Raw genomic sequence first — 11,465 nt, 5'->3', positions numbered from 1 at the left:
ATGGAGCGGATGTGGGCGGATGACGACGCCATTTCCTGCATCCATCCCGGCTGGCCGGCCATCATCGGCCGGGCCACGGTGATCGGCAGCTGGCGCGACATCCTGCAAAATCCGGAGCGGCCGCAGATCGTTTGCGCCGAACCGCAGGCGATCGTCGACGGCGACAGCGCGCGCGTGCTCTGCATCGAGATCGTCGACGGCACCGCTTTGGCCGCTGCCAACCATTTTCGGCGTGTCGGCGACGGCTGGCGGCTGGTGCACCACCAGTCGAGCCCAATCGCGCAGATTGTCGAGCAGACTGAAGACGATAGAACGAGCCACCGCGTCCACTGACCGCCGCGAGCCGGCCGGCGCTTACTACTGTGCATGGGGTTGTTTTTCAGTTTTTTGTCTTGAGCCCCCGAATTCCGACAAATCGTCCAGCACGACCTGCGCCGCACTGAAATCATCGTCCCGAAAGAACATGCTTCTGGTGATGAGCACCGGAATGTTCGCCCGCGAGGCCGCGATCAGACCGTTGCGGGAATCCTCGATCGCGACGCAGTCGGCTGCGCCCAGCTTCAGCCGCGCCAGGGTTTCCAGATAGACATCCGGCGCCGGCTTCTTGTGGCGGACATCGTCGCCGGCGACGACCGCATCAAAATCCGCCGCCCAGCGCGTTCCCAGCGCTTGCGACAGCAGCGCATCGATATTGCCGTGCGAGGTGGTGGTCGCGATCGCGAGCCGCTGGCCGCGGGCCTTCGCGGCAGTGAGAAGATCCGCCACGCCGGGCCTTAAGGGACAGCAGCCGGTTTCGATCAGCTCGGCGTAATGCGCGGTCTTGCTGCGGTGGAGGGCTGCGATATCGGCATCCGGCAATGGCGGCGCGACCTGCAGCCTCGCGTGAAAGGCGCGCATGCGCTCCTTGCCGCCGGTGACACGCAGCAGCTCCTTGTAGACGGCCCGGTCCCACTGCCAGTCGAGACCGTGGCGAACGAAGGCGTGGTTGAAGGCCTGCCGATGCAGCTCCTCGGTTTCGGCCAGCGTGCCGTCGACATCGAAGATCAGCGCGGCGGCGCGCCCGATCAACTCCGCGGCACCGCATGGCACTGCGGCCGGCGCTTCTGCCTGCATGACCGAGGCCTCCCTCCTGACAAGCGAGCATCGCCTGCCCTGGCCGGCGAGTAAAATTGCAATATCTTTTGCCGGACCCAAAAATCCCTTATGAGCGAACGGCGCGCAGCTCGCGCGAGCGGGAACTCCAGCACGGCAGGCGCATGCGGCTCTTCATCCTCGGCCTCGGCTACAGTGCCCGGCATTTCGTCGGCCAATTCGGCGGCGCATTCTCGCATATCGCCGGCACCGTGCGCGATCCCGGGAAGCGAAACGACCTTGCCGGCATCGAGGTGCATGCCTTTTCCGGCAGCAGTCCGGCCCGCGAGGTGGTCGAGCGAGTCCGCGACGCCGATGTCCTTCTCATATCGATCCCGCCCGGCAGCGCGGGCGACCCGGCAGCTACGGCCTTTGGCGACGCGCTCGCGCGCCGGCGGCGGAAGATCGTCTATCTCTCCACCATCGGCGTCTATGGCGATCACGCAGGCCGCTGGGTGGACGAGAGCACGCCGCCGCAGGCCACCCTCGACCGCACGCGAACGCGCGTTGCGGCGGAGCAAGCCTGGACCGCCGCGGCGCGCGGCGACGTCGCGATCCTGCGGCTTGCGGGCATCTACGGGCCCGGCCGCAACGCACTGATGACGCTGCGGGCGGGGACGGCCCGGCGCATCGTCAAGCCGGGACAGGTCTTCAACCGCATCCACGCCGACGACATCGCGAGCGCGATCATGGCCGCGGTGAAGCACAGTGACGGCGGCACCTGGAACGTCTGCGACGACGAGCCGGCGCCGCCGCAGGATGTGATCGCTTATGCGGCGAAGCTGATGGACCTTGCGCCGCCGCCCGAAGAGCCGTTCGAGACGGCCAAGATGTCGGCGATGGCCCGCAGCTTCTATGCCAGCAGTGCCCGGGTCTCCAACGCGAAACTGAAGCACGAGCTCGGTGTCACGCTTGCCCATCCGACCTATCGGCATGGCCTGGATGCATTGTGGCGCACCGGGCAAGGGCGATAGGTTCCGGTTATCTCCGACGCGTCCCAGACATGCCCCACCCGCGCTTGACTTCGCTCAGGCGCAGCCGTGATCTAGCCGCTCGGCGAGCCACCACAGAACGAGCTCGCCTTGGGAGGATGCAATGAACAAGACGATCGCCATGATCGCGGCGGCGGCTGCCGTCATCACGTTCGGTGCGGCGCGCGCCGCACCACTGCCCGAAGCCAACCCTGATGACGCCGGTTTCTCGAAGCAGGGTCTCGCGCGGCTCGACAGCTTCTTCGCGCGCGAGATCGCCGCCAAGCGCGTTCCCGGCGCCGTCGTCGCGGTGGCGCGGGACGGCAAGCTCGTGCACTACAAGGCTTACGGCATGCTCGATCCGGACARGGGCACGCCGATGCCGGTCGACGCGATCTTCGCGCTGGCCTCGATGACCAAGCCGATGGCGGCGGTCGCCGGCCTGACGCTGATGGAGAAAGGCCAGTTGCCGCTCCAGGCCAAGCTGTCCGACTACTATCCCGGCTTTGCCGACATGAAGGTCGGCGCGACCGGGGCCGATGGCTCGCTCAAGCTCGAACCGCAGGCGTCCCCGATCTTCGTCCACGATCTCTACCGGCATACGTCCGGATTGATGTATGGCGGCCGCCCCGACTCATCGAGTCCGGTAGCGCGGCAATACCCCGATGGCGTCGCGCCGGCGGTGGAAGGCGACACTGAGGCCTTCATCGGCCGCATCACAAAACTGCCGCTGGCGCATCAGCCCTCGACCGAGTTCGAATACGGTTTTTCGATCGACGTGCTCGGCGCCGTCGTCGAGAAGGTGAGCGAGCAGAGGCTCGGCGACTATCTCGCCGCCAATGTGTGGCAGCCGCTCGGCATGAAGGACGCGACCTTCCACCCGACCGACGCGCAGCGCCCTCGCCTCGCCCGCCCGTTCGCCAACGATCCGCTGACCGGCAAGCCGCAAGCCATCAAGCTGCTGGACACCCCGACCAAGTTCGATTGCGGCGGCGCCTGCTCATTCGCGACGATGGGCGATTACATCCGCTTCGGCCAGATGCTGCTCAACGGCGGCGAGCTCGACGGCCAGCGCATTCTTTCCCCGAAGACCGTGCATCACATGACGACCAACCACCTCGGTCCCGAGATCAAGAACAATGTGGCCAACATCGAGCCGCATCGCGCCGGCTTCGGCTTTGGTCTCGCGGTCGCGGTCCGGACCAGCGAAGGGCAGTCGTCGGTCCCCGGCAATCCCGGCGAGTTCACCTGGAATGGCGCCTACGGGACGCAGTTCTTCTGCGATCCCAAGGAGCGTCTCGTCGTGGTGGTGGGAACGGCGGCGCCGGGCGAGCTCAGGAAATACTATCGCGAGCAGGTGCAGGACATCGTCTATGGCGCGATGGTGAAGTAAGACCGGCGCGCTGGAATAGAAAGGGCGGCCGCTCAGGCCGCCCTTTGCGAATCTGGCGTCAGCTCAACACGCCGTACCTCTTGAACCAGGCCTGGGCCTGCTTCCAGGCGTCTTCCGCCGCATCCTTGCGATAGCTGCCGCGATAGTCGGCATGGAAGCCGTGCGGCGCCTGCGGATAGATCTTGAATTCGGCGATCTTCTTGTCCTGCTCGAGCGTCGCCTTGAACTGCTCGACCTGGGCCACGGGAATGCCGGTATCAGCGCCGCCATAGAGGCCGAGCACCGGCGCCTTCATCTCGGGGGCGAGCTGAAGCGGACTCTTCGGCCACACCGGATTGGCGGGATCGACCGGCGCACCGTAGAACGCGACACCGGCCTTGAGGGTGCCACTGGGGGCAGCGTATTCCCAGACATTGCGGCCACCCCGGCAGAAGCCGATGATGCCGAGCTTCGTGGTGTCGCCGCCTTGCGATCCCGCCCACGCCACCGTCGCATCGAGATCGGACAGCAGCTCGGCGTCCGGCTTGGCATTAACGACCGGCAGCAGATCCTTGATGTCGGTGACCTTGGTGAGGTCGACACCCTTGCGGAAGTAATAGTCGGGCGCGACCGCGAATGCGCCGAGCTTGGCGAGGCGCCGTGTCACGTCCTTGATGTATTCGTGCAGGCCGAAAATCTCCATCGCCACGATGATCACCGGCGCCTTGGTGTTGCCGGCCGGGCGCGCGAAATAGGCCGGCATCTCTTCGGACCCGACCTTGATCCTGGCGTCGCCAGCCTGGAGGCCGCCGGTATCTGTCGTGATGATTTCGGCGCGGACCGGACCGGCCGCAAGCGTGTAGCCGGCAGCGACGGCCGCGGTGGCGCTCATGAATCCGCGGCGCGAGACCGGGGCGACTTTCGTCAGCCCGACGACGTCGGATGTCATGGTGGTTTCGAAGCTCATCGGTCGATCCTTCCTGATGCTTGGCCCTGATTCCTCAGGCGGCGCATTCGCCGATAATTGCCGGCGAAACGCAAATCACCAGCCTGCGAGCATGTTCGCGTTCAGGCCAAGCCCTGACGTCTTTTCAGCGGCGCCGTTTCGGGCATCAGGCTCATTGCGACAAGTCCGACGATCGCCGCAAGCAGGAGGTACCAGGCCGGTGCCAGCGGATTGCCGGTGACGTGGAGGAGCCAGGTGACCACGAGCTGCGCCGTACCTCCGAAGCTCGCGATCGCCACCGCGTAGACGGTCGCGAACACGCCTCCGCGGATGTTCTGGGGCAGCGCTTCGGTGAAGGTCGCATAGAACGCCGTGAACGGCAGCGAGCCGATGATCGATAGCACGCCGAAGCCGATCAGGAGCGACAGCGCGCCCGGTGCATGGACGATCCACAGGAAGGTCGGATAGGTGAGCAGGAGGGTTGCGAGCTGAGGCCAGATCATGATCGGCTTGCGGCCGAGACGATCGGCGAGCCATCCGCCGGCCAGTGCACCGACGAACTGAATGCCGTTGCTGACGAGCGACACGGCGAAAGCCAGTGTCGACGACACGTGCAGGGTATTCTGCGCATAGGTCGTCATGTATTGCGTGACATAGGTCGAGATCGTGCCGCTGGCCAGGATCATCAAGGCCAGCGCGATGATGCCGAGGTGACGCCGGACCTGCGAGAGGTGACCCGTGCGCTCTTTCGCTGCGACACCGGCATCGGCATGCGGAATCGTCTCGGGCAGTGTCCGCCGCATCCAGAGCCCGAACGGCAGGCAGACGGCCCCGATCAGGAACGCCACCCGCCAGCCGTAGGAGTCCAGCATCTCCGGCGCCATGGTCGTGCTCAGGATGACACCGACCAGCGCGCCGGCGGTCGCCGCGATCTCCTGGCTCGCCGGCTGCCATGCCACGACCAGCGCCCGATGCTCGGGCGGCGCAATCTCGAGGAGATAGGCGGTCGTCGGTCCGACCTCGCCGCCGAGGGCGAAGCCCTGCACCATGCGCGCCGCAATCACGATGATGGGCGCGGCGACGCCGATCATGCGATAGGACGGCGTGAGCGCGATGGTCAGGATAGCAGCTCCCATCAACGCAAAGCTCAGCAGCATGGCGGGCCGCCGGCCGATCCGGTCGGAATAGATGCCGAGCACGATCCCGCCGATCGGCCGCGTCACGAAGCCGGCCCCGAACGTCGCCAGCGACAGCATCAGGCTGCCGTACTCGCTTCCGGTCGGGAAGAAGGTATGGCCGATCTGGATGGCGAAGAAGCTGTAGGTAATGAAGTCGTAGAATTCGAGCATGTTGCCGATGGTGGCTGCGAATGCTGCTCGTTTGACGTTGAACGGCGCCGCTTGCTCAATTCCCAACGACACTTTGACTCCCTGGATTCGCTCGTTTGCCGGACTTAACCGTCTGGCTGCATTGCGTCGCAACATCCATTAACCGAAAGAGAGGGTTCTCTCCCGGCCAGCCACACCGCCAAGCGTTACCGGTGATGCGCCCTTTTGCGTATTCGAAACTCCAGGCCGCAACAAATGGGCCTCGCAGTGGCGACAATGACACATCATGTTGCTCAGGCGTCGCACATCACCGTCAATTCACGCGCAAGCTCTCGTGATTTGATTGAAATTTTCGAAAGAGTTGAGCCGTGCGATTTACTCGAACTTTCTGTGTGACGCTCTAGTTCCACGGCCGGAAGTTCCATCTGCAGAACGGATGCAACTTCCCGAGCGCGGTCCTTCCATCCGGCAACGGAGGAAGAATCGCCCGAGAACTTCATTCTCGTCCACCCAGATTGCGCTACCAAAGGCTCAATTGAATAAAGCTTGTCCGACCTGGAACTGAAATGATTTTAGCTCGCGAAGCGATTGAATTGTTGGGACAGATGGCTCGCATCCTGTGGTTCGAAGGCACCAAGCATGGCTTGCGCGACCGCGAATGGATGGCCCTGCGCTTTCTCTCCCGCGCCAACCGTTTCTCGCGGACGCCCTCGGCGCTCGCGAGCTACGTCGGCACCACGCGCGGCACCGCCTCTTTCATTATCGGCGAACTCGAGCGGCTCGGATATCTGGAGCGAAAGCGCTCCGCGACGGACAAGCGATCGGTGACGCTGAGCGTGACGCAGCAGGGCAAGAAGTTCCTGGTGCGCGACCCCATCAGCGTTCTCCTCGAACCGATCGCCGTCCTCGACGACGAGGCCAAGATCCGCTTTCGCGACACGCTCCGGCACGTGCTCGATCAGGCGGACGCGGCCGAGCAGCGGCACCATACCGACGTCTGCAAGCGATGCATCTTCCTGCGCGAAGATCGCACCGCCACGGACGGCAAGCCCGGCGCCGCCGAGTTCAGCTGCCGCCTGTTTCGCGCGCCGATCGCCGAGGCGGAGATCGATCTGCTATGCACCAGCTTCGAGCATCATCGCCAATAGGAGGCGGCCCTCGATCACGGCGTCGCCTTGCGTGACGAGTAGATGACGCCGCCGCTGGACTCCACGACCAGACGGCCGTTCTCGTTCTTGATCTCTTCGATGCGGCCAAGCCCGGGTACCTGCTGTCCAAGCACGGCCTCGATGACGCCGTTCGGACCTTGCAGGATCGCAATTCCCTCATAGGCCTGGCGGACCGACCAGCCCTTGACCACCTTGCGCGGCGCCGACGGAGGAACCGAACCCGTGATCTCGGGCGCGGCAACCGAGGCCATCATCGGCATCGTCTGCGAGGGCGGCTGCGAGGCGACGGCCGCCGGCGCCGGCGCTTGCGCCTGAGCCTGGGCGAGCTTGTCCAGCTTCACCGTCGAGGACGAACTCACCCGCTCGATACGGTCCAGATTCTCGGCGAACCTGCCGAAGCGATCGTTGGTCGCCTTGCTCGACTGATCGACCGCGGTGCGCAGGCCGTCGAGATTTTCGGACACGCCCGACACCTGCTTGCGCAGCAGCGCGACAGTCTCGCGCAGATTCCTGATCTCCGTATTGGCGGCCACGTTGCTTTGGGCCGGCTGCGTGGTGAGATAGGCGATCACGCCGGTGCAGGCGCAGACCACCAGGATCGCAGCGACCGCCAGTGTTGCGAGCGGCGCGACCCATGTCGGACGCGGCGGCGGCGGCTTGGCCACGATCACGGCCGGCTTCATCACGGTCGGCGCAGGCTTCGGTATCGCCATCTTGTCGAGGCGCGCCTTGGCGCGAATACGCTTCAGCCCCTCGAGCGCCTCTTTCGCCAGGGTCTCGTCGTTCGCCGCAGCCGACACACGCTTCGCGCTTGCAGCGGGCTTGGCCGTCTGTGTCGTGCTTGTATCGCGCGCATCCGGAGCCGGCTTCGCCGCCGCGGAAACATCAGCGGTCGCGTTGGGACGAGCTTGTCCATCGGACAACATGTGAAAATGCTCCGTTCGGTTCGATCTATCGAACGGTGAAGTTATTTGCCGAAGCTTGCCTGAAACGTGCGCAGCGAAAACTTTTCATCGCGCCCGATGCGACGTCGCATGAGTCAAAAGCGTCATGGACGTGGCGAGAGTGCGACTCGAAAGACACACACTCGCCAAGATTTCGCCAAGCTGGAGTCGCCTCGCCATACATGAGTCGAATTGTCGCATGGGGAAACACCAGCAGGAGAGTCAATCCCGGGTTGAAAACCCCGCTATGCGCATGACCCGCAGCACCGCGCAAAACAGCTGTGATTACGCGGGGATGCGGAACTTTAGAAACGCTACGGTGCAAAACTAGTTCGATCACCAAATCAACTGATGCGATCGAACATACAAAGAAACAACCAGAAACGAATCAACAGCATCAAACACGCATAGCAACCGCTTTGCTGCGCGCGCTTGATCGGAAATCGGCAATTGTTACGGTCCTACTCAAGTGATTCTCGCCAGTTGGCGAGGAGATCGACACAGTTCAGGTGCGTTCGGACGCAATCGGCAAGTTGGCGCAACTGTTCTAGGTCTGTCTCAATCCGCTCCGCGAGGTGATCCGTAAGACACCCGCCGAGCCTCACGCAGTAAGCGTTCAGTATCGAGTCGAAGTAGCAGGCCTGCACACGCAGGCACTGAATGCGTAGGGCTGCCCGCGAATATCGAAACCATAATAACGGTTCGCGGGATGGAAATATCGTCAAACAGCATGGTTGCCGAGCCGGGCATCACAACAACCATCCGGCCGCAACAAGTGCGAAACAGGGGCGAAAGACTAATGTATATTATCGTTGATGATCGCGAGAGCGTCACGAACAGCTACGTTGGAGGGCTCGTTCGCGAAGGTGTATCGTCGATCGGCTTCTCTTCCGGAGAATTCTGGGACTGGCTGCAATCTGCGAGCGAACCGGATCTGGCGGCGGTCGACGCCTTTCTCCTCGGGGACTGCGATGCCCGCGGAAGCCTGCCGCGGGCGATGCGCAAGCGCTCCTCGGCGCCCATCATCGCCATGAGCGGCCAGAAGATGCTCAAGAACACGCTTGAGCTGTTCGAATCGGGCGTCGACGACGTCGTCCATGTACCGATTCACCTGCGCGAGATCCTCGCCCGAACGGCCGCAATCGCGCGCCGCCGGGTGGGCGAGCTGCCGAGGCCCTGCGAGACCAGGATCCAGGTCTTCTTCAACGGACGTGACCCCGAGATCGCGGGCCACGCTCTCACCCTGCCCCGCCGCGAGCTGCGCATTCTCGAGTATATGGTCAGCAACCACGGCAAGTGGATCACCAAGACGCAGATCTTCAACGCGGTCTACGGCATCTTCGAGTCGACCTTCGACGAGAGCGTGATCGAGAGCCACGTCAGCAAGCTGCGCAAGAAACTCCGCGACCGCCTCGGCTTCGACGCGATCGTGGCCCGGCGCTACGTCGGATACCGCCTCAACATCCCGGCCGGCGAGACCATCGACGTGCCGATGCAGGAACTCGACGAGGTCGGCATCCTCCTGAACAGGGCACATGCCGCCCCGGCGGCGTACCCGGCCGGAAACTGACGCGGCAGGGCACCGCCACGAAAACGACAACGGCCTCTGCGGAGTACCCTTCGCAGAGGCCGTTGCACTTTCAGCGGCAGAGATGGCGGAGCAGCGATCTCGCGATGCCGGCGCCGCGACAGCTACGGCTTCTGCTGGAATTCTTCCTTCGAAACATAGTTGAAGTCCTCGACCAGGACGTCCTGGACGACGTCGGCCTGCATCCGCTCGTTGACGCGCTGCTTGATGGCCGTCGTGAGGATGGAAAGGTCATAACGGGCGAGCTTCCTGAAATCGAGGCGGTCGTCGGCATAGATCCTGCGGAAGGCCTCGTCGACGACGAACGGCTCCGGCGGGACGTTGAGCTGGTGCATGATCCGCGCCTCAACGGTGTAGACGAAGCGCGCCACGATGTAGCCCTGCACGCTGCCGCCCTCGACCATTGGCACGCTCAGCGCCCGCGTCTTCTGGTATTGAAGGCCGTCGAGATATTCGTCCTTCGCCGGCAGCAGGCTGCCGTTTTCCTTCCAATAGGCCACGGCATAGCTCGTGCCCGCGGTGAGGATGCATACCCAGAGCCCGGCCAGCACGAGTCTGATCATTTTCCGTCCTGTGCTGTGCGGCCGGTATAGGTGCCATCCGACTCGGCTTCCTTGATCGCCTTGACGATGATGGCCGCGACCTCACGCACCGCATCGTAATGCATTTCGAGGATGGAACGGTTTCGCTCGAGCTTCTCGCGCAACCGCTGGATCTCCTCGGTGATCTCGACCTCGTTGCCGAGATGCATCCGTGCCCGCATCAAGCGGACGAATTCGAGCATGCTCCGGCTCTTCCGGGCACTGAAGTCGTCGAAATCGATCTTCTTGCCCGTCGAGAGCGCGACCGTCTCCTCCTCGACGATGTTCTCGAGCCGGCGGATCGCAGACAGCAGGCCACGCACCTCGTCCGATCTCGCCGCGTCRGTGCCGTCGTTCACCACGTCACCGCCGAGATTCGGCAGCAGCGCAGGCAAGAACGCATCGCCTTCTGCCGCTTCCAGCGTCATCGCCTCGGCGTCCACGACCGGCTGCTCCACCACCAGGACCGCCGCACCTTCTTGTGCTTGCATAGGAAATTCACCCCTCAACTTCTGTCACCCATTCCCGGATCATGATCCGGTCTTTTCCGTAACGCCGGGCCCCGCCGGTTGCGCAGCGGCGAGTTGCTTGGCAATGCCAATGCCCTTGCCCTTTGCCAGCTGAGCACCAAGCTGCTCCGCCAGCATCGACTTCCAGACGCCGCCGGCCGTGCCCTTGCCGAAGACTTCCTCCGACTCCTTCGGCAGCATCGTCTCGACGAAGGTCTGGAGAATGAACGCCTCGAACTTCCGGTACACCTCGCCGGATGCGGGCGCCTTGATCACCCGCACCGGCGGCCCGTTCACCACACCCGGCTGCTGCGCTTCGGCAGCCTGCGCCGCGGATTGATCGGCAGTCGCCGCCTTGGCCTTGCCGACCTCCGCGTCCATGGTGGCGGCGAAATCGGCGTCCGATGATTTCAGTGCATCGAGCTTCGCGGTCGCCGCCCGCTGCGTCACGGGGTCGGCGGCATCGAGGACATCGAGAACGAGGTCGGGCGTCGCTGTCACGATCATGTCTTGTTCCGGCTGGCTGGCCGTGGCGTCCAGTCACGCACGGCGGGGCGTATTCCCGTCATCTCTTCGAGCGAGCGCGCCTCCGCGTCGCGAAGTTTGTCTGCGAGCGCGGCCTTCGCGACCTGCTCGAGCTGTTTCACACGGCGGGTGTCCGCGCGGACCTGGTCGAGCTGCTGCGACGCCTGCGCCTGGACCGCGCGCGCACCGGCGCTCGTCCTGTTCAGGCGCCGCGCGATTGAATCGCTCGACGAGCCCGCCGGCGGTTTGCCCTCGTTGAGGGTTCCTACCAGCCATTCCTGCTCGTCCTGCAAGCTGCGCTCCTGCTGCCGCAGATGCGCGAGCTGCCATTCGGACAGCCGGAGCTGAAGCTTCACGAGCGAGACCATCCGGCCGAGCTTGTCCGCGCGCGACGTCATGAC

13 protein-coding genes are annotated in these 11,465 nt (G+C 64.1%); 5 read left to right on the top strand and 8 right to left on the bottom strand.

The genetic code is table 11. The annotated features are described in order from the left end of the window. Positions 1-333 (top strand): nuclear transport factor 2 family protein (locus AB4Z51_RS38375; protein ID WP_441499203.1); only part of this gene is annotated, 333 nt, incomplete at its 5' end. A gap of 24 nt (positions 334-357) precedes the next feature. Here the strand turns inward: AB4Z51_RS38375 and AB4Z51_RS38370 are convergent. Further along, positions 358-1,113, bottom strand: a complete 756-nt coding sequence (locus AB4Z51_RS38370; RefSeq protein WP_085405296.1) for an HAD family hydrolase — start codon at positions 1,111-1,113, stop codon at positions 358-360. A gap of 143 nt (positions 1,114-1,256) precedes the next feature. On the opposite strand from AB4Z51_RS38370, the gene AB4Z51_RS38365 reads away from it, so the two are divergent. Together AB4Z51_RS38365 and AB4Z51_RS38360 are read left to right on the top strand one after the other, a co-directional pair. Beyond that, positions 1,257-2,105 carry an NAD-dependent epimerase/dehydratase family protein gene (locus AB4Z51_RS38365; RefSeq protein WP_085405297.1) on the top strand — a complete coding sequence of 283 codons (849 nt, stop codon included), beginning with the start codon at positions 1,257-1,259 and terminating at the stop codon, positions 2,103-2,105. Between the two features lie 121 nt (positions 2,106-2,226). Then, entirely contained in the window at positions 2,227-3,495 is a 1,269-nt protein-coding gene (locus AB4Z51_RS38360; RefSeq protein ID WP_441499202.1) for a serine hydrolase domain-containing protein, read from the top strand. A gap of 58 nt (positions 3,496-3,553) precedes the next feature. Here AB4Z51_RS38360 and AB4Z51_RS38355 read toward each other — a convergent pair whose 3' ends face one another. Next, entirely contained in the window at positions 3,554-4,441 is an 888-nt protein-coding gene (locus AB4Z51_RS38355) for a dienelactone hydrolase family protein (protein WP_441499201.1), read from the bottom strand. Between the two features lie 101 nt (positions 4,442-4,542). Then, on the bottom strand, positions 4,543-5,769 hold the full coding sequence (locus AB4Z51_RS38350; protein ID WP_244623319.1) for an MFS transporter: 1,227 nt from the start codon (positions 5,767-5,769) through the stop codon (positions 4,543-4,545). A 545-nt stretch (positions 5,770-6,314) separates the two neighbouring features. Between AB4Z51_RS38350 and AB4Z51_RS38345 the strand changes: the two genes are divergently transcribed. Then, entirely contained in the window at positions 6,315-6,896 is a 582-nt protein-coding gene (locus AB4Z51_RS38345; RefSeq protein ID WP_028147146.1) for a MarR family winged helix-turn-helix transcriptional regulator, read from the top strand. Positions 6,897-6,910: 14 nt separating this feature from the next. On the opposite strand, the gene AB4Z51_RS38340 is transcribed toward AB4Z51_RS38345, so the two are convergent. Further along, positions 6,911-7,843, bottom strand: a complete 933-nt coding sequence (locus AB4Z51_RS38340; protein WP_071909990.1) for a hypothetical protein — start codon at positions 7,841-7,843, stop codon at positions 6,911-6,913. Between the two features lie 817 nt (positions 7,844-8,660). Between AB4Z51_RS38340 and AB4Z51_RS38335 the strand changes: the two genes are divergently transcribed. Beyond that, complete coding sequence (locus AB4Z51_RS38335) at positions 8,661-9,431, top strand: response regulator transcription factor (RefSeq protein WP_028147148.1); 771 nt, start codon at positions 8,661-8,663, stop codon at positions 9,429-9,431. A 122-nt stretch (positions 9,432-9,553) separates the two neighbouring features. Here the strand turns inward: AB4Z51_RS38335 and AB4Z51_RS38330 are convergent, their stop codons facing one another. From AB4Z51_RS38330 to AB4Z51_RS38315, 4 genes are read right to left on the bottom strand one after another with little or no spacing between them, the layout of a single operon-like run. Next, the gene (locus tag AB4Z51_RS38330) at positions 9,554-10,012 is read right to left on the bottom strand and encodes a hypothetical protein (RefSeq protein WP_014492689.1); all 459 of its coding nucleotides are present in this window, start codon (positions 10,010-10,012) and stop codon (positions 9,554-9,556) included. Then, positions 10,009-10,521, bottom strand: coding sequence for a hypothetical protein (locus AB4Z51_RS38325; protein ID WP_063981320.1), 513 nt, complete (start codon positions 10,519-10,521; stop codon positions 10,009-10,011). Before AB4Z51_RS38325 ends, AB4Z51_RS38330 begins: the two co-directional genes overlap by 4 nt. A gap of 39 nt (positions 10,522-10,560) precedes the next feature. Beyond that, the gene (locus AB4Z51_RS38320) at positions 10,561-11,046 is read right to left on the bottom strand and encodes a rod-binding protein (RefSeq protein WP_085405301.1); all 486 of its coding nucleotides are present in this window, start codon (positions 11,044-11,046) and stop codon (positions 10,561-10,563) included. Then, entirely contained in the window at positions 11,043-11,462 is a 420-nt protein-coding gene (locus tag AB4Z51_RS38315) for a hypothetical protein (protein ID WP_085405329.1), read from the bottom strand. The genes AB4Z51_RS38320 and AB4Z51_RS38315 overlap by 4 nt, the downstream gene beginning before the upstream one ends. Positions 11,463-11,465 lie beyond the last annotated feature (3 nt).

It is taken from the genome of Bradyrhizobium sp. 2TAF36 (assembly GCF_052114925.1).
Classification (GTDB): Bacteria; Pseudomonadota; Alphaproteobacteria; order Rhizobiales; family Xanthobacteraceae; genus Bradyrhizobium; species Bradyrhizobium barranii.
The sequence above is the reverse complement of the archived record's forward strand: the minus strand, read 5'-3'. Positions and strand labels throughout refer to the sequence as shown.

Bases quoted from the DNA above. Each gene is read 5' to 3' on its own strand.
- AB4Z51_RS38315 (WP_085405329.1), bottom strand. From the start codon at position 11,462: ATGACGTCGCGCGCGGACAAGCTCGGCCGGATGGTCTCGCTCGTGAAG.
- AB4Z51_RS38340 (WP_071909990.1), bottom strand. From the start codon at position 7,843: ATGTTGTCCGATGGACAAGCTCGTCCCAACGCGACCGCTGATGTTTCC.
- AB4Z51_RS38350 (WP_244623319.1), bottom strand. From the start codon at position 5,769: ATGCTCGAATTCTACGACTTCATTACCTACAGCTTCTTCGCCATCCAG.
- AB4Z51_RS38365 (WP_085405297.1), top strand. From the start codon at position 1,257: ATGCGGCTCTTCATCCTCGGCCTCGGCTACAGTGCCCGGCATTTCGTC.
- AB4Z51_RS38355 (WP_441499201.1), bottom strand. From the start codon at position 4,441: ATGAGCTTCGAAACCACCATGACATCCGACGTCGTCGGGCTGACGAAA.
- AB4Z51_RS38370 (WP_085405296.1), bottom strand. From the start codon at position 1,113: ATGCAGGCAGAAGCGCCGGCCGCAGTGCCATGCGGTGCCGCGGAGTTG.
- AB4Z51_RS38320 (WP_085405301.1), bottom strand. From the start codon at position 11,046: ATGATCGTGACAGCGACGCCCGACCTCGTTCTCGATGTCCTCGATGCC.
- AB4Z51_RS38335 (WP_028147148.1), top strand. From the start codon at position 8,661: ATGTATATTATCGTTGATGATCGCGAGAGCGTCACGAACAGCTACGTT.
- AB4Z51_RS38345 (WP_028147146.1), top strand. From the start codon at position 6,315: ATGATTTTAGCTCGCGAAGCGATTGAATTGTTGGGACAGATGGCTCGC.
- AB4Z51_RS38330 (WP_014492689.1), bottom strand. From the start codon at position 10,012: ATGATCAGACTCGTGCTGGCCGGGCTCTGGGTATGCATCCTCACCGCG.